At 41.4% G+C, this 14,942-nt stretch carries 17 protein-coding genes; 16 read left to right on the forward strand and 1 reads right to left on the reverse strand.

Annotated features, from left to right (window positions below):
• Nucleotides 1-7: 7 nt before the first annotated feature.
• From dapB to lepA, 13 genes are all read left to right on the forward strand, one after another.
• The gene (gene dapB, locus ODU46_RS05360) at nt 8-775 is read left to right on the forward strand and encodes a 4-hydroxy-tetrahydrodipicolinate reductase (protein WP_257069936.1); all 768 of its coding nucleotides are present in this window, start codon (nt 8-10) and stop codon (nt 773-775) included.
• Nucleotides 772-1,983, forward strand: coding sequence for a CCA tRNA nucleotidyltransferase (locus ODU46_RS05365; protein WP_205028019.1), 1,212 nt, complete (start codon nt 772-774; stop codon nt 1,981-1,983). Before dapB ends, ODU46_RS05365 begins: the two co-directional genes overlap by 4 nt.
• Nucleotides 1,976-3,844 (forward strand): ABC-F family ATP-binding cassette domain-containing protein, encoded by a 1,869-nt coding sequence (locus tag ODU46_RS05370; RefSeq protein WP_205028017.1) that lies wholly within the window; start codon nt 1,976-1,978, stop codon nt 3,842-3,844. Before ODU46_RS05365 ends, ODU46_RS05370 begins: the two co-directional genes overlap by 8 nt.
• The gene (locus tag ODU46_RS05375) at nt 3,845-4,180 is read left to right on the forward strand and encodes a hypothetical protein (RefSeq protein WP_275601667.1); all 336 of its coding nucleotides are present in this window, start codon (nt 3,845-3,847) and stop codon (nt 4,178-4,180) included.
• Between the two features lie 95 nt (nt 4,181-4,275).
• Complete coding sequence (locus ODU46_RS05380) at nt 4,276-5,235, forward strand: ROK family glucokinase (RefSeq protein ID WP_105134243.1); 960 nt, start codon at nt 4,276-4,278, stop codon at nt 5,233-5,235.
• Nucleotides 5,236-5,356: 121 nt separating this feature from the next.
• Nucleotides 5,357-5,635, forward strand: coding sequence for a hypothetical protein (locus ODU46_RS05385; RefSeq protein WP_253216011.1), 279 nt, complete (start codon nt 5,357-5,359; stop codon nt 5,633-5,635).
• Between the two features lie 11 nt (nt 5,636-5,646).
• Nucleotides 5,647-5,949, forward strand: a complete 303-nt coding sequence (locus ODU46_RS05390) for a hypothetical protein (protein WP_253216012.1) — start codon at nt 5,647-5,649, stop codon at nt 5,947-5,949.
• Nucleotides 5,950-6,001: 52 nt separating this feature from the next.
• Nucleotides 6,002-6,841 carry a thymidylate synthase gene (locus ODU46_RS05395; RefSeq protein WP_398579353.1) on the forward strand — a complete coding sequence of 280 codons (840 nt, stop codon included), beginning with the start codon at nt 6,002-6,004 and terminating at the stop codon, nt 6,839-6,841.
• Nucleotides 6,842-7,015: 174 nt separating this feature from the next.
• The gene (locus ODU46_RS05400; protein WP_105154151.1) at nt 7,016-7,528 is read left to right on the forward strand and encodes a dihydrofolate reductase; all 513 of its coding nucleotides are present in this window, start codon (nt 7,016-7,018) and stop codon (nt 7,526-7,528) included.
• A gap of 197 nt (nt 7,529-7,725) precedes the next feature.
• Nucleotides 7,726-8,952, forward strand: coding sequence for an ATP-dependent Clp protease ATP-binding subunit ClpX (gene clpX / locus ODU46_RS05405; protein ID WP_398579354.1), 1,227 nt, complete (start codon nt 7,726-7,728; stop codon nt 8,950-8,952).
• A 53-nt stretch (nt 8,953-9,005) separates the two neighbouring features.
• Complete coding sequence (gene yihA, locus ODU46_RS05410; protein WP_014637952.1) at nt 9,006-9,593, forward strand: ribosome biogenesis GTP-binding protein YihA/YsxC; 588 nt, start codon at nt 9,006-9,008, stop codon at nt 9,591-9,593.
• 22 nt (nt 9,594-9,615) lie between these two features.
• Nucleotides 9,616-10,029 (forward strand): nucleoside-diphosphate kinase, encoded by a 414-nt coding sequence (gene ndk, locus ODU46_RS05415; RefSeq protein ID WP_024413632.1) that lies wholly within the window; start codon nt 9,616-9,618, stop codon nt 10,027-10,029.
• Between the two features lie 237 nt (nt 10,030-10,266).
• Nucleotides 10,267-12,099 (forward strand): translation elongation factor 4, encoded by a 1,833-nt coding sequence (gene lepA, locus ODU46_RS05420; protein WP_398579355.1) that lies wholly within the window; start codon nt 10,267-10,269, stop codon nt 12,097-12,099.
• 46 nt (nt 12,100-12,145) lie between these two features.
• Here the strand turns inward: lepA and ODU46_RS05425 are convergent, their stop codons facing one another.
• Nucleotides 12,146-12,328: a 4-oxalocrotonate tautomerase gene (locus tag ODU46_RS05425; RefSeq protein WP_002934978.1), complete on the reverse strand. Its 183-nt coding sequence runs from the start codon at nt 12,326-12,328 to the stop codon at nt 12,146-12,148.
• 134 nt (nt 12,329-12,462) lie between these two features.
• Between ODU46_RS05425 and ODU46_RS05430 the strand changes: the two genes are divergently transcribed.
• The 3 genes from ODU46_RS05430 to ODU46_RS05440 all read left to right on the forward strand — a co-directional run bounded on the left by ODU46_RS05430 (nt 12,463) and on the right by ODU46_RS05440 (nt 14,740).
• Complete coding sequence (locus ODU46_RS05430; protein ID WP_398579356.1) at nt 12,463-12,789, forward strand: hypothetical protein; 327 nt, start codon at nt 12,463-12,465, stop codon at nt 12,787-12,789.
• A 447-nt stretch (nt 12,790-13,236) separates the two neighbouring features.
• Entirely contained in the window at nt 13,237-13,776 is a 540-nt protein-coding gene (locus tag ODU46_RS05435) for an excalibur calcium-binding domain-containing protein (protein WP_398579357.1), read from the forward strand.
• Between the two features lie 382 nt (nt 13,777-14,158).
• Nucleotides 14,159-14,740 carry a thymidine kinase gene (locus tag ODU46_RS05440; protein WP_012028098.1) on the forward strand — a complete coding sequence of 194 codons (582 nt, stop codon included), beginning with the start codon at nt 14,159-14,161 and terminating at the stop codon, nt 14,738-14,740.
• Nucleotides 14,741-14,942: the final 202 nt, after the last annotated feature.

The following is a 14,942-nucleotide window of genomic DNA, read 5'->3' on the forward strand; positions in this document are numbered from 1 at the left end:
AGTTTGCATGACAATTAAGGTAATTATCGCAGGATTTAAAGGAAAAATGGGTTCAACGGCTGTTGAGATGGTCAAAGGTGACGCAGAACTTAGTCTGGCTGCCTTGGTGGATCCCTTTGCGACAGAAACAGAAGTAGATGGTGTTCCTGTTTTCAAGACAAAAGAAGAAGTTGCCAGCCTAGACGCTGATGTCTGGGTGGATTTTACAACGCCAAAATTTGCCTATGAAAACACCCGCTTTGCCTTGGAAAATGGATTCGCACCTGTGGTTGGAACGACTGGATTTACTCCAGAAGAAATTGAAGAATTAACTGCCTTGTCTGCTGAGAAGGGTTTGGGTGGCTTGATTGCTCCTAACTTTGCCATTGGGGCTATCTTGCTCATGCAGTTCGCAGCACAGGCAGCCAAGTATTTCCCGAATCTTGAAATCATCGAACTACACCATGACAAGAAGAAGGATGCGCCGAGCGGAACAGCTGTCAAAACGGCTGAACTCATTTCCCAAGTCCGTCAGTCACAGACTCAAGGTGCAATGGATGAAGAAGAACTGATTGCTGGTGCTCGCGGTGCAGAATTTGACGGCTTCCGTATCCACTCAGTACGCTTGCCAGGCCTTGTTGCCCATCAGGAAGTGATTTTTGGGGCACAGGGAGAAGGATTGACCATTCGTCATGACTCTTACGATCGCATTTCCTTTATGGGCGGTGTCAACCTCGGCATTAAAGAGGTAGTCAAACGCTCACAACTCGTTTATGGTTTGGAACACTTATTATGAAATTAAACAATCTGCCTTCTGAGTTTCAGGAGGCTTTGCCGATTTTAGAGAAAATTAAAGCAGCTGGTTACGAGGCTTATTTCGTTGGCGGTTCCGTTCGTGATGCCATTCTCGGTAGGCCTATTCATGATGTCGATATTGCGACATCAAGCTACCCTCAGGAAACGAAACAAATCTTTTCACGGACTATTGATGTCGGAATTGAACACGGTACGGTGTTAGTCTTAGAAGGCAAAAAAGAGTATGAAATTACCACCTTTCGGACAGAGGAGGAGTATGTCGACTTCCGCAGACCGAGCCAGGTTTCTTTTGTACGTTCCTTAGAAGAGGATCTCAAACGCCGCGACTTCACGGTCAATGCCTTTGCCCTTGATGAGGAGGCACAGATTGTTGACCTCTTTGATGGGATGACTGATTTAGAAAACCGCACTCTGCGTGCTGTTGGCATTCCGTCGGAACGATTCAATGAAGATGCCCTCCGTATCATGCGTGGATTTCGCTTTGCGGCGACCTTGGACTTTGAGATTGAGCCGACGACCTTTACAGCTATGGTTGAAACCGCACCGCTCTTGGAAAAAATCTCTGTAGAACGCAGTTTTATCGAGTTTGATAAACTCTTGATGGCGGATTTTTGGCGAAAAGGCTTGCGCGCTATGATTGATTCCAAGGCTTATGATTTCTTGCCTGATTTAGCTGGAAAAAGTGATGAATTAGAGACCATGCTAACAAGTCTGACAGAAGAATTTCGCTTTTCGACTTCTGAACAAGCTTGGTCCATGCTCTTTGTCTGCCTAGGTATTGATAACATCAAGTCCTTCCTGAAAAAATGGAAAACCAGCAATGATTTCCAACGCAGCGTGGTCAAGTTGGTAGAGATTTATCAGCTTCGCCAAGCAGGACCTGTTACCAAGCAAATCTGTTTCAAGTATGGCAAAGAATTCTTGTACTTGGTAGAGGAACTCCGTCAGGCACAAGGTCTTGTTACAGATTTTGCAGCAATTGACAAGATTGACCAAGCCTTGACTATCCATGACAAGCATGAAATTGTTGTCAATGGTGGTCATCTGATGAAGGCATTTGACATCAAACCAGGTCCAGTATTAGGAGAACTACTCAAAGAGGTGGAATTCCAGATTGTGGAAGGACAGCTGGAAAACGAAGAGCAAGCGATTATGACATTTGTGAAAGGAATTTTAGAGAATGAGTGATTTTATCGTTGAACACCTGACTAAATCTGTCGGAGATAAAACGGTCTTTGCTGATCTGTCTTTCATCATCCATCAGGGCGACCGAATCGGGATTATCGGGGTCAATGGTACAGGAAAGACGACTTTGTTGGATGTTCTGTCAGGTCGCATCGGTTTTGACGGAGATGTGTCGCCTTTTCGTACTAAAAATGCCTATAAAATCGCCTATCTGACTCAGGAACCTGATTTTGATGACAGTAAGACCGTTTTAGACACAGTTCTTTCATCTGACCTCCGTGAAACCCAGCTGATTCGTGAATACGAATTGCTCTTATCTCATTACGATGAAGCCAGTCAAGCAAGACTGGAGAAAGTCATGGCAGAGATGGATTCTCTCAATGCTTGGGAGATTGAAAGCCAGGTTAAAACAGTTCTTTCAAAACTAGGTCTAACAGACCTCAACAAAACTGTTGCTGAGTTATCAGGTGGTCTACGTAGACGAGTGCAATTGGCCCAAGTCCTCCTTGGCAATGCTGACTTGCTCTTGCTGGATGAACCGACCAACCACCTGGACATTGATACCATTGAGTGGTTGACGACTTTTTTGAAAAATACTAAAAAGTCTGTTCTCTTTATTACCCACGATCGCTATTTCTTGGACAATGTAGCGACACGGATTTTTGAATTGGACCGCACCAGCTTGACAGAATATCAGGGAAATTACCAGGACTATGTTCGCTTAAAGGCAGAGCAGGACGAGCGAGATGCCGCCCTTCGCCATAAGAAAGAGCAGCTCTACAAACAAGAGCTGGCTTGGATGCGCAGACAACCTCAAGCTCGTGCTACCAAGCAGCAGGCCCGTATCAATCGTTTCCATGACCTCAAAGGCGATTTAGCCAACAAGATAGACGATAGCGAACTGGAAATCAATTTTGAAACCTCTCGTATCGGCAAAAAAGTCATTAACTTTGAAAACGTCAGCTTTTCCTATCCTGACAAGCCAATTTTAACGAACTTCAACCTACTCATTCAAAACAAGGACCGCATCGGTATTGTTGGTGATAATGGTAAGGGAAAATCTACCTTACTCAATCTAATCGCAGGTGATTTGCAGGCAGACAGCGGTAAGGTAGATATTGGTGAAACCATCCGTATCGGTTATTTTTCTCAAACCATCAAGGGCTTGGACGAAAGCAAGCGGGTCATCAATTTCTTGCAGGAAGTGGCGGAAGAAGCTCAGACGACATCTGGTATGGTTTCTATCGCAGAACTCTTAGAGCAATTCCTCTTCCCACGTAATACCCACGGTACCTTGATTGAAAAGTTATCAGGTGGGGAGAAGAAGCGGCTCTACCTGCTGAAAATTCTCTTACAACGGCCTAATGTTCTCTTACTAGATGAGCCGACCAACGACTTGGACATAGCAACTCTGACAGTCTTGGAACATTTCTTGCAGGGCTTTACTGGTCCAGTCATTACCGTTAGTCACGATCGTTATTTCCTAGACAAGGTAGCCAATAAAATCTTGGCTTTCGAAGATAGCGGTATTGAAACCTTCTTTGGCAACTACACAGACTATCTGGATGAGAAGGCCTTTCTGGCTTCCAGCTCTGCCATTTCCTTGGAAAAACCAAAGGAGAAAAGCGAAAAGGTCAAAGAGAACAAGAAGCGGATGTCCTACTTTGAGAAGCAGGAATGGGCAACCATCGAAGAGGATATTGCTGGCTTGGAGGAGCGGATTGCGGAAATCGAGGCGGAAATGCTGACCTGTGGTAGTGATTTTACAAAATTGTCCGATTTGCAGAAGGAATTGGATGAGAAAAACGACCTGCTCTTGGAAAAATATGAGCGGTATGAGTATCTGAGCGAGTTGGAGGGCTAGATGAAAGTTCTTGTCATGTCATATATGGTCATCTATCTCTTGGTGACCTTGGGAGCGGCTTTGTTTAGCTATTTAAAGACCAAAAAAATGAATACATTGCGCTTGGTGTTAACGGTCTTATCCATGCTCTTGCTGGCTGTCACGCTTTATTTTTATAGTCAGTCTTATCACGACTTGCAGATGGTGGGGTTTGCTCTAGGATTTACCTTTATTTCTACTCTTTTTCTCTATAATGGAACGAAAGAAGGTAGTAATTTTACAACAGTTATGCTCTTTTCCGTTGGAAGGTTTATCTTACATATTCAATTTTTAATTTTGCTCTATCTCTTTCGATAGAGCAGTTTATTTTTATCCGTACAAATTTTTGAAAAGGCTTTACGCAAACCTTTGCATTGTGTTATAATAAAGAAAATACATTTGAGGTGATGATTATGTCTAAAAAAATTATCGGTATTGACTTGGGTGGTACATCTGTTAAATTGGCCATTTTGACTACTGAGGGAGAAATTCAAGAAAAATGGTCTATCAAGACAAATATTTTGGATGATGGAAGTCACATTGTTCCTGATATTATTGACAGTATCAAGCATCGATTTGAAACACATGGTTTGACAAAGGATGATTTCTTGGGTGTTGGTATGGGGTCTCCAGGTGTCGTTGATAGCGAAGCTGGTACTGTTATCGGTGCCTATAACCTCAACTGGAAAACCTTGCAATTGGTTAAAGAGCAGTTTGAATCTGCTCTTGGTTTGCCATTCTTTATCGACAATGATGCCAACGTTGCAGCCCTTGGTGAGCAATGGGTTGGTGCTGGAAACAACAATCCAAACGTTGTCTTTATGACGCTTGGTACAGGTGTCGGTGGCGGTGTCATCGCTGCAGGAAACTTGATTCGTGGTATCAAAGGTGCTGGTGGTGAATTGGGCCATATCACAGTTGACTTTGATGAGCCATTTGCATGTACTTGTGGTAAGAAAGGCTGCTTGGAAACTGTGGCTTCTGCGACAGGTATTGTGAACCTCAGCCGTCGTTATGCGGACCAATACGCTGGCGATGCAAAACTGAAACAAATGATTGATGATGGACAAGATGTAACGGCTAAGGATGTCTTTGATTTGGCAAAAGAAGGCGATGATTTGGCTTTGATTGTCTACCGTCATTTCTCAGAATACCTAGGTGTTGCTTGTGCAAATATTGCTGCAGTTCTCAATCCTGCCTACATCGTTCTGGGTGGCGGTGTGTCAGCAGCAGGGGATTTCTTGTTGGATGGTGTTCGCAAGGTCTTTGCTGAAAATAGCTTCCCACAAATCAAGGAAAGTACACAAATTGTTTTGGCAACACGTGGTAATGATGCAGGTGTCTTAGGTGCTGCATCACTCGTCTTGAAATAATATCTAAAGCAGAGGGAACTCTGCTTTTTTCAAATCCGTTGTCACAATTTCTTTATATACATATATTTGAAAAATGTTGTATTTATGCGTACAATAATAGTGAAGAAAGGAGTGTTGGTCCATGAAACAAGTAAATATGTCAAAAGTAACAAATTATCTGACCATTCTTGGTCTATTGATTTTGCTATCTGCCTTTTTCCTTGATAACTGGATTCGTGATTGGTTCTTCCCGTCTAGCTGGGGAAACGTGGCGACCATGTTAATTCTCCCTCTACTGGGGACTCTAATTCTTATACTATCTATCTATTATAAAAAATTGTGGACTGGTTTGATTAGTATCTTCTTAATGATCTCATTTCCTCTGATATTCGGTATTGGCTACTTTATATTTGGTCCCTAGAAGGAGCAGTTATGAACCTGACTTTACTAAAAAGATTAAATCTAGTTTTGTATGGTATCGCAATTTTTCTCATCGTCATGCTATTTTTACCAATAGGCCAATGGTTTGATATTGTAAATGTGAATTTTAAACTAACATTTTTCATCATTCCCTTTTTCGGTCTCGCTAGTTTACCAACGGCTATTTACACTAAAAATGTTCGTCAGATATTGTTGAGTGTTCTCTTGGTTGCCTTGTATTTTATATTGTTCAGCCTAGTAACTGCCCTAGCAGGTCTCTATCAGCTCAACCTATACCCCTTGCTCTATAAATGAGGACTCCAGTTCAAAACTGGAGTTTTTTGCTAGAATTTGCTATACTAAAACCATGACAAAAGCAGATAGTATTTTTAAAGAAAACATTCGTAAGATTATGGAAGAGGGCGTTTTTTCAGAAAATGCTCGCCCACGTTACAAGGATGGAAATGTAGCTAATTCCAAGTACGTTACAGGTGCCTTTGCTGAATATGATTTGTCTAAGGGGGAGTTTCCTATTACAACACTTAGACCTATTCCAATTAAGTCGGCCATCAAAGAAATTCTCTGGATTTACCAAGACCAGACCAATGATTTGTCGGTTTTACAGGAAAAATACGGTGTCCAATATTGGAATGACTGGGAAGTTGAGGGAACTGGTACAATCGGTGAACGTTACGGTGCTATTGTGAAAAAACATGACATCATTTCAAAAATCCTCAAGCAATTGGAGGAAAATCCATGGAATCGCCGCAATGTGATTTCTTTGTGGGATTATGAAGCGTTTGACCAATCTGCAGGTCTCTTGCCATGTGCCTTTCAGACTATGTTTGACGTTCGACGAGTGGATGGGGAGATTTACCTGGATGCAACTCTAACTCAGCGGTCAAATGATATGCTAGTAGCCCATCATATCAACGCTATGCAGTATGTAGCCCTTCAGATGATGATTGCTAAACATTTTGGGTGGAAGCTTGGGAAGTTTTTCTATTTCATCAACAATCTTCACATCTATGACAATCAGTTTGAACAAGCTGAAGAATTGCTCCGTCGTACACCATCTGAAGTAGAGCCTCGTTTGGTCTTGAACGTCCCAGACGGAACAAACTTTTTTGATATTAAAGCAGAAGATTTTGAGTTGGTGGACTACAATCCAGTTAAACCGCAACTCAAATTTGACTTGGCGATTTAAGATGAGGGGGCTTTCCAGCACCAGTGAGAGTCACATTCTACGAATCTCGGAATCTTCCCTATCACTGAGGAGTCGGTGATAGTTTCAGCATGATAAAAATTTGCACTAGACCTACTTGGTAAGTGCATTTTTCATGTTTTTTTGATAGAATGATAGGACGGAAAGTGAGAGAAAATGACAAAGAAGATAGTTGCAATTTGGGCACAAGATGAAAATGGATTGATTGGAAAAGGGGATAGACTTCCATGGTATTTACCTGCAGACTGGGCTCATTTTAAAGAAACGACCACTGGTCATACTATGGTAATGGGGCGTGTGACTTTTGATGGCATGGGTAAGCGTGCTCTCCCAAATCGTCACACAATTGTTTTGACGACCGATAAGTCCTATCAACTAGAGAGTGAACGTGTTACCATTTTACACAGTGTGGAAGATGTCCTAGATTGGTATAACAAACAGGAGCAGACACTATTTGTGCTTGGTGGGGGACAAATTTTTACTGCCTTTGCACCTTACATTGAAACATTAATAGTGACAGATATTCACGGTCAATTTAATGGCGATGTGTATTTTCCGAAAGCATTTCCTATGGAGAAATTTCAGCTACAAAGCGCCAATTTACGTCCAAAAGACGAGAAAAACCCGTATGATTTTACAATAAAAACCTATGAAAGAAGAGATGGTTAGGCATGGAGAGAAGTTTATTCGGTTTATTTACAGCATTTCTCTGTGGGATTTGTGTTCTTTGTGCGATTCAAGCCTTTCGGAAGAAACGTTTTGGTTTAGCAATTTTATTTTTACTGAATGCTTTTACCAATCTGGTCAATAGTATTCACGCCATTTATGGATTTTTATTTAGATAAGAGATATGAAAGAGGAAACACATGGCAGTTAAGCATACACATGAGCTAATCTATTGCTCATTTTGCGGAAAAAATCAAGAAGAAGTTAAAAAAATTATCGCAGGGAACAATGTCTTCATTTGTAATGAGTGCGTGGAACTAGCACAGGAAATCATTCGTGAGGAACTGGCAGAAGAAGTTTTGACAGACTTGGCCGATACGCCAAAGCCACAAGAATTACTCAATATCCTGAACAACTACGTCATCGGACAGGATCGTGCAAAACGTGCTTTAGCAGTAGCCGTTTACAACCACTACAAACGTATCAATTTCCAAGATAGCCGTGATGAGAACGATGTTGATTTGCAAAAATCAAATATTCTCATGATTGGTCCAACAGGTTCTGGTAAGACCTTCTTGGCTCAAACCTTGGCTAAAAGTCTGAATGTCCCATTTGCCATTGCGGACGCAACCGCTCTTACTGAAGCTGGTTATGTGGGTGAAGACGTTGAAAATATCCTTCTCAAACTCTTGCAGGCGGCGGATTTTAATATCGACCGCGCAGAACGAGGCATTATCTATGTCGATGAAATCGATAAGATTGCTAAAAAAGGTGAGAATGTTTCCATTACTCGTGATGTCTCAGGTGAAGGTGTTCAGCAGGCATTATTGAAAATCATCGAGGGGACAGTTGCTAGTGTACCACCACAAGGCGGCCGTAAGCATCCAAACCAAGAAATGATTCATGTTGACACTAAGAACATTCTGTTTATTGTCGGCGGTGCCTTCGATGGGATTGAAGAGATTGTGAAGCAGCGTTTAGGTGAAAAAATTATCGGATTCGGTCAAAACAATCGTGCAATCGATGAGAAAGAATCCTACATGCAGCACATTATCTCAGACGATATTCAAAAATTCGGCATTATTCCAGAATTGATCGGTCGCTTACCTGTCTTTGCTGCTCTCGATCAGTTGACCACTGAAGATTTGGTGCGCATTTTGACAGAACCTAAAAATGCCCTTGTGAAACAATATCAGACCCTTCTTTCTTACGATGATGTGGAATTGGAATTTGACCAAGACGCACTTCAAGCGATTGCCGAAAAAGCCATCGAACGAAAAACTGGTGCTCGTGGACTTCGTTCCATCATTGAAGAAACGATGTTGGATGTCATGTTTGAGGTGCCAGGCCAAGATAACGTTAAACGTGTTCGTGTAACAAAAGCAGCAGTAGACGGTAAGGAAAAGCCTTTACTAGAAACTGCTTAAAAATAAAGGGTAGAAACTGATTGATTTCTACCCTTATTTATGAAAGGTATAAAATGCAAATCAACACACATAATGCTGAGATTTTGCTCAGTGCTGTTTCAAAAGCCCAGTATCCTGGCGATGACATTCCAGAAATTGCCCTTGCCGGGCGATCTAACGTTGGAAAGTCCTCATTTATCAATACTCTTCTAGGAAGAAAAAATCTTGCACGTACGTCAGGAAAACCAGGAAAGACTCAACAACTCAATTTTTATAATATAGATGATAAAATTCGATTCGTAGATGTTCCAGGTTATGGCTATGCTAAAGTATCCAAAACTGAGCGTGCTAAGTGGGGCAAAATGATCGAAGAGTATTTGACGACACGAGAAAATCTACGTGTTGTGGTGAGTTTAGTAGACATGCGTCATGAGCCATCAGCAGATGATGTTCAAATGTATGATTTCTTGAAATATTATGAAATTCCTGTTATTATTGTGGCAACGAAGGCTGATAAAATCCCACGAGGAAAGTGGAATAAACACGAATCGATGATTAAAAAGAAATTGGATTTTGATAAAAATGATCAATTCGTTATCTTTTCTTCTGAGACTCGTCACGGATACGATCAGGCATGGGATGCTATCTTAAGTAACATCTAATAAACAGTTCAGGAGAAAAATCATGGAACGTACTTTCTTCATCATCAAACCAGATGCTCTTAAGCGTGGACTTGCAGGACAAATTCTTTCACGTATCGAACGCAGGGGATTTCAAATCCAAGATTTAAAAATGGTTACAGCGACTGAAGAGCTAATCAGTCAACATTATGAACATTTGACAGATAAACCTTTCTTCCCGCAATTAGTACAATATATGACGAGCGGGCCGATGATAGCTGGCATTATAGAAGGGCCAGAAGTTATCAAATCTTGGCGAGATATGATGGGAGCTACCAATCCAGTAAACGCCCTACCTGGGACTATTCGTGGAGATTTTGCGACAGCGCCCGTTGAGGGAATTGTGGCAAATGTCGTTCATGGTTCAGATAGTGCAGAAGCAGCCGAACGCGAGATCGGTCTTTGGCTGGGAAAATAGCAGAGCAGTTCAACCACAGCAATCCTACTCAAAGTTTGTGTCAACATCTCAGCGCAGTGGTTGATTGGCAGATTTGTTCGTGTTTCACACTCCAAATCTGTCCTAATCAACTGTGCGGGGGTGGGAAGACGAACTCTTCTATGAATGCAGGAGTTCTTTCCCACTCCCGTTTTTCTTATGGCAAGTTCTTGGTATTTCTGATATAATAAAGAGTAATACCCTTGTAGAGGAAGAAACATGAATTTAGAAGATTTGAAAAAACGACAGGAGAAAATTCGTAATTTCTCCATTATTGCCCACATCGACCATGGTAAATCAACCTTGGCTGACCGTATTCTTGAGAAGACAGAAACAGTTTCCAGCCGTGAAATGCAAGCTCAGTTGCTTGATAGTATGGATTTGGAGCGTGAGCGTGGTATCACTATTAAACTGAATGCTATCGAACTCAACTATACAGCTAAAGATGGAGAGACTTATATTTTCCACTTGATTGACACACCAGGACACGTGGACTTTACCTATGAAGTATCACGTTCTCTTGCGGCCTGTGAGGGTGCGATTCTGGTGGTGGATGCTGCTCAAGGGATTGAAGCACAGACCTTGGCTAACGTTTATCTAGCCTTGGACAATGATTTGGAAATCTTGCCAATCATTAACAAGATTGACCTGCCAGCAGCAGACCCAGAGCGTATTCGTCAGGAAATCGAAGATGTGATTGGTTTGGATGCTTCAGAAGCAGTACCGACATCAGCCAAGGCTGGTATTGGTATCGAGGAAATCTTGGAACAGATCGTGGAGAAGGTTCCAGCACCGACTGGTGATGTCGAAGCTCCTTTGCAAGCATTGATTTTTGACTCTGTCTATGACCCTTATCGTGGGGTTATCCTCCAAGTTCGTATCGTCAATGGTGTCGTGAAGCCAGGTGATACCATCCAGATGATGAGCAACGGCAAGACTTTTGATGTAACAGAAGTCGGAATTTTCACACCAAAAGCCATTGGTCGTGATTTCCTAGCAGTTGGAGATGTTGGCTATATCGCAGCTTCTATCAAGACTGTAGCTGATACCCGTGTCGGTGATACAGTAACCTTAGCGGACAATCCAGCTAGTGAGCCACTCTCAGGCTACAAACAGATGAACCCAATGGTCTTTGCGGGTATCTATCCAATTGATTCCAACAAGTACAATGACCTCCGTGAAGCCTTGGAAAAGCTCCAGCTCAACGATGCCAGCTTGCAGTTCGAACCTGAAACATCGCAGGCCCTCGGCTTTGGTTTCCGTTGTGGTTTCTTGGGCCTCTTGCACATGGATGTTATTCAAGAACGGATTGAGCGGGAGTTTAACATTGACCTCATCATGACAGCACCGTCGGTAGTCTACCATGTCAACATGACAGACGGTGAAATGATTGATGTAGCCAACCCATCTGAGTTCCCAGACCCAACAAAGATTGCAACTATCGAAGAGCCTTACGTTAAAGCGCAAATTATGGTACCGCAGGAATACGTCGGTGCAGTCATGGAATTGGCTCAGCGGAAACGTGGTGACTTTGTGACTATGGATTATATTGATGATAACCGTGTCAATGTTATCTACCAAATTCCACTTGCGGAGATTGTCTTTGACTTCTTTGACAAGCTTAAGTCATCCACTCGTGGTTATGCCAGCTTCGACTATGAGATTTCTGAATACCGTTCATCCAAGTTGGTGAAAATGGATATTCTCCTCAATGGGGATAAGGTCGATGCTCTCAGCTTTATCGTCCACAAGGAATTTGCCTATGAACGTGGGAAAATCATCGTGGACAAACTCAAGAAAATCATTCCTCGTCAACAGTTTGAAGTGCCAATCCAAGCTGCTATCGGTCAGAAAATCGTGGCCCGTAGCGACATCAAGGCCCTTCGCAAAAACGTTTTGGCCAAGTGTTATGGTGGTGACGTTTCCCGTAAACGCAAACTCCTAGAAAAACAAAAAGCCGGTAAGAAACGGATGAAGGCAATCGGATCGGTAGAAGTGCCACAAGAAGCCTTCCTCAGCGTTCTCAGCATGGATGAAGATGATAAGAAATAATCTTGATACAAAGAAACACTCCTGCATTGTGCAAGAGTGTTTTCTCTTATTTACGTTTCATTTCACCTTGTGGGTAGTAAGTCCCTTCAGGCATATCATTGATGAAGACATGAATGGCTTCTTTTGGCGCATTAGTATTACGAGATACAACTTCGGTAACTTCACGTGCTAAGGCAATCTTTTGTTCTTCTGTGCGTCCTTCAAACAAATCAATACGTACAAATGGCATATATTTCCTCCTTTATTTTTCGTTTATTGTACCATAGTTTTTATGATTCTCCAAGGATATTTTCATAATGTATTGCAAAATATATTTATATTTTGTTATAATAATATCGCGATCAACAATAAGGAGAATGATTTATGTTTAAGAAAAAAGCAACTCAGATAGTTAGCGAAACGTCAATAAAAAAATCTAGAAAGTTTCTTAATCGGAAAACAGCAGGAATAACTGGTGGTGTCCTACTTACAACATTTATCGGTTCACAACTAATGACTGCTGAGCTTCCGAAAAAAGATGACCTTTATGGACAACAGTATGTAACAGTCGTAAAACATCTTCAAGAAGCAGGTTTTAAAAATATTCAGGGGGTGGAAATTACTGATTTAGAATTTGGAAAAATAGGGGAAAGCGATCTCGTCGAACTCGTCTCTGTTGACGGAGAAGATTGGAAGGAAGGACGTGCTTAAAAAAACATCCCAATTACAATCTCCTACCATGTTCCCAAAAAAGATGCCGTTGAATTCAAACTACCAGCTTCTAAAAATTTAGCAGATGTCGAGAAAGAGCTGAAAGATTCAGGTTTTAAACAAGTCGAACTAACTCCTGTTCTGCTAGTAGAAGAAGGCAATGCGGACAAAAAAGATAAAATTGATCGCCTTCAAATCGGAAATCACACCTATCAATCCAATCATTTTTACTCTACTAGTCTCCCTGTTACATTAACCTATTTTGACGTTAGCAAAGATAACATCAAACTACCAAAAAATCTAGCAGAGGCTAAAACAAAACCAGAGCTCGAAAAACAACTAACAACAGCAGGATTTACAGACATCAAGTGGACTGCTGTTGCGGATAAGGATAAAGCAAAGCACGAAAAAATTCAAAAAATTAGTCTAGGTGGCGCAGAGCTTCAGTTGCCCACCAAACAGGAGATTATCAGCAAAAAATCAACCCCCATTGTAATCACCTACTACGATTTCTCTAGCTTCGCTGAACTGCCATCATCCATTTCAACAAAAACAGCTGCAGATACTAAAAAATTGTTTACTGACGGTGGTTTTTCTCAAGTATCTGAAGTAGCAACAGAGACCAATGAAATTGCTAAAAATGGACAAATCATTGCGGTCGAGATTGATGGAAAATCTTTTAACGAGATGAATGATAAGGTCATCAAAAAAGATAGCAAAGTCATTATCAAATATTGGAATGCTGAAAAAGCTATTGCTGAGAAAGCACGTAAAGAGGAGGAAGAACGTCTCGCCGCCGAAGCGAAAAAAGTTGCAGAAGCAGAAGCACAAAGCCAAGTTCAGCAATTTGCTGCTACACCATCTCAAAACACATATTATCCAAATTGTAAGGCAGTTAGACAAGCAGGAGCTGCACCAATCTATCGCGGAGAACCAGGTTACGGTAGTCATTTAGACCGTGATGGAGATGGAGTTGGGTGTGAGTAAGAAAAACATTGACAGCGTTTACATTGTTTGCTACACTATCCTTAAAGGAGGGATTACTCATGGCCTATAAATACCGTATGATTTTATCGTTCCTACTCGCTGGATTATGTTTGTATCTAGTAGCAACCGTTTTTGCCAAGAGTATCTGGGAAGGACCTTTGTTTCTTGCATTTTCTTTTTACAGCCTAATATATGGTTGTGTTATGCTCTACAAGTGGAAACCAACGGCAGCTAAAATCATTTTTGAGTGTGTCGGAAATTTCTTATCATTCCCCTGGTCTTAATATCAAACAAGCTCAAAACGGGCTTGTTTTTCTATTTCCATAAGGACCATTTTATGATAAAATGGAAAGAGTGAAAATTTAAGATTGGAAAGAGAAAAGTGGCTCAATTATATTATAAATATGGGACAATGAATTCAGGAAAAACCATTGAGATTTTGAAGGTTGCCCACAACTATGAAGAACAAGGAAAACCTGTTGTTATCATGACATCTGCACTTGATACTCGTGATGCCTTTGGTGTTGTATCCAGTCGTATAGGCATGAGAAGAGATGCAGTGGCGATTGACGATGATATGGATATCTTTGGTTTTATTGAAAAAATGGAACCGCGTCCTTACTGTGTTCTCATTGATGAAGCACAATTTCTTCGACGTCATCATGTCTACGCACTTGCTCGCGTAGTCGATGAATTAGATGTGCCCGTTATGGCTTTCGGTCTTAAAAATGATTTCCGAAATGAACTGTTTGAAGGTTCCCAACATTTGCTCTTATTGGCTGATAAATTAGATGAAATCAAAACAATCTGCCAATATTGTTCTAAAAAAGCGACAATGGTTTTGAGAACGCAGGATGGAAAACCTACTTATGAAGGAGAACAAATCCAAATTGGTGGCAATGAAACCTACATTCCTGTCTGTCGCAAACATTATTTTTCACCAGAAATTAAAGATTTACCCTAATTTTTGAAAATGAAATGAGAAGTGGCTGTAAACCGAGCATCTATATAGAACTGAATTTGCCTATGACTCTGTGCCAATTTTCATGACTTACATATTACAGAAAGGAAATGAACACGCCCTACAAGCTAACTGGAAGTGTTCGGTCAAATATTTAGAAAGGAATTGAATACGGGCTACGAACTGTGCAAAAAAGATAGTTTTT

The sequence above is a fragment of the Streptococcus sp. 2020WUSS089 genome, assembly GCF_044427405.1.
GTDB lineage: Bacteria > Bacillota > Bacilli > Lactobacillales > Streptococcaceae > Streptococcus > Streptococcus hashimotonensis.

Excerpts from the sequence above, each read along its gene's own strand:
- dapB (WP_257069936.1), top strand. The coding sequence starts at position 8 with ATGACAATTAAGGTAATTATCGCAGGATTTAAAGGAAAAATGGGTTCA.
- ODU46_RS05365 (WP_205028019.1), top strand. The coding sequence starts at position 772 with ATGAAATTAAACAATCTGCCTTCTGAGTTTCAGGAGGCTTTGCCGATT.
- ODU46_RS05370 (WP_205028017.1), top strand. The coding sequence starts at position 1,976 with ATGAGTGATTTTATCGTTGAACACCTGACTAAATCTGTCGGAGATAAA.
- ODU46_RS05375 (WP_275601667.1), top strand. The coding sequence starts at position 3,845 with ATGAAAGTTCTTGTCATGTCATATATGGTCATCTATCTCTTGGTGACC.
- ODU46_RS05380 (WP_105134243.1), top strand. The coding sequence starts at position 4,276 with ATGTCTAAAAAAATTATCGGTATTGACTTGGGTGGTACATCTGTTAAA.
- ODU46_RS05385 (WP_253216011.1), top strand. The coding sequence starts at position 5,357 with ATGAAACAAGTAAATATGTCAAAAGTAACAAATTATCTGACCATTCTT.
- ODU46_RS05390 (WP_253216012.1), top strand. The coding sequence starts at position 5,647 with ATGAACCTGACTTTACTAAAAAGATTAAATCTAGTTTTGTATGGTATC.
- ODU46_RS05395 (WP_398579353.1), top strand. The coding sequence starts at position 6,002 with ATGACAAAAGCAGATAGTATTTTTAAAGAAAACATTCGTAAGATTATG.
- ODU46_RS05400 (WP_105154151.1), top strand. The coding sequence starts at position 7,016 with ATGACAAAGAAGATAGTTGCAATTTGGGCACAAGATGAAAATGGATTG.
- clpX (WP_398579354.1), top strand. The coding sequence starts at position 7,726 with ATGGCAGTTAAGCATACACATGAGCTAATCTATTGCTCATTTTGCGGA.
- yihA (WP_014637952.1), top strand. The coding sequence starts at position 9,006 with ATGCAAATCAACACACATAATGCTGAGATTTTGCTCAGTGCTGTTTCA.
- ndk (WP_024413632.1), top strand. The coding sequence starts at position 9,616 with ATGGAACGTACTTTCTTCATCATCAAACCAGATGCTCTTAAGCGTGGA.
- lepA (WP_398579355.1), top strand. The coding sequence starts at position 10,267 with ATGAATTTAGAAGATTTGAAAAAACGACAGGAGAAAATTCGTAATTTC.
- ODU46_RS05425 (WP_002934978.1), bottom strand. The coding sequence starts at position 12,328 with ATGCCATTTGTACGTATTGATTTGTTTGAAGGACGCACAGAAGAACAA.
- ODU46_RS05430 (WP_398579356.1), top strand. The coding sequence starts at position 12,463 with ATGTTTAAGAAAAAAGCAACTCAGATAGTTAGCGAAACGTCAATAAAA.